The following is a 984-nucleotide window of genomic DNA, read 5'->3' on the forward strand; positions in this document are numbered from 1 at the left end:
CTCGTGGGCTCGGAGATGTGTATAAGAGACAGTATTTATACATTGTCGCGACATCCTCAATCCCGCGTGCTAAATCCGCAAAGAAGATGTTCGAGATATCGGGCACTATGACACCGACCGTCGTTGTTTTTTTACTTGCCAGTCCACGGGCAACAGCGTTTGGACGATAACCAAGCTGTTCGATTGCGTCTTGGACCTTCTTTCGTGTAGATGGTTTGACATTCGGGTTTCCGTTGACTACACGCGATACGGTCGCCATCGAAACAGCAGCCTCTCGCGCGACATCGTAAATCGTAATATTACTATTCAAAACAAATTCCTCCTTTAGTATGATGCATCTCAAGTGTTTTCATTTCGTTTTCATTTTTAGGCAACACGAAAGGAAGACAGGAAAAGATAGTTTTCTTTTCCCATTCTTCCTTCATTGTAAAACGTTTTCATTCGCTTTAGGTTACCCTTTTTCGGAAATCATTGAACGTTTAGTGCCGGAAAGGTAGTCGTCAAGTTTTCGATGAACGTATCGAATTCTTGGAAATCGAGTTGTTGATTCGCATCAGACAACGCAAGTGCTGGGAACGGATGGACTTCGACCATGACAGCGTCTGCCCCAATCGCGTATGCCGCTTTTGCTGTTGGCAAGAGTAAATCCTTACGCCCTGTCGAGTGCGTGACATCGACCATGACAGGGAGATGCGTCTCTTGCTTCAGAATCGGAACTGCTGAGATATCAAGCGTGTTCCGTGTTGCACGTTCATACGTCCGAATACCACGCTCACATAAGATGACTTGATCGTTACCACTCGCCATGATGTACTCAGCCGCGTACATGAATTCCTCGAGCGTTGCAGAAAGACCTCGTTTTAAAAGAACCGGCTTATTCGTCCGACCGACTTCTTTGAGTAAATCGAAGTTTTGCATGTTGCGTGCGCCGACCTGGATGATGTCGACATATGGTAAAGCAGATTCAACGGCGCTCGGTGTCAT

General features: G+C 46.3%; 2 protein-coding genes. Both read right to left on the bottom strand.

Going from position 1 to position 984, the window contains the following annotated elements; all coding sequences use genetic code 11:
• The coding region (locus tag F8N00_RS18095) for a LacI family DNA-binding transcriptional regulator (protein WP_421018762.1) at positions 1 to 259 on the bottom strand (259 nt) is incomplete at its 3' end.
• A gap of 209 nt (positions 260 to 468) precedes the next feature.
• Positions 469 to 984, bottom strand: a 516-nt coding sequence (locus tag F8N00_RS18100; protein WP_421018761.1) for a bifunctional 3-deoxy-7-phosphoheptulonate synthase/chorismate mutase, incomplete at its 5' end; no start/stop codon positions are given.

Source organism: Exiguobacterium sp. A1_3_1 (genome assembly GCF_048985645.1).
In the GTDB taxonomy this organism is placed as follows: domain Bacteria; phylum Bacillota; class Bacilli; order Exiguobacteriales; family Exiguobacteriaceae; genus Exiguobacterium_A; species Exiguobacterium_A indicum.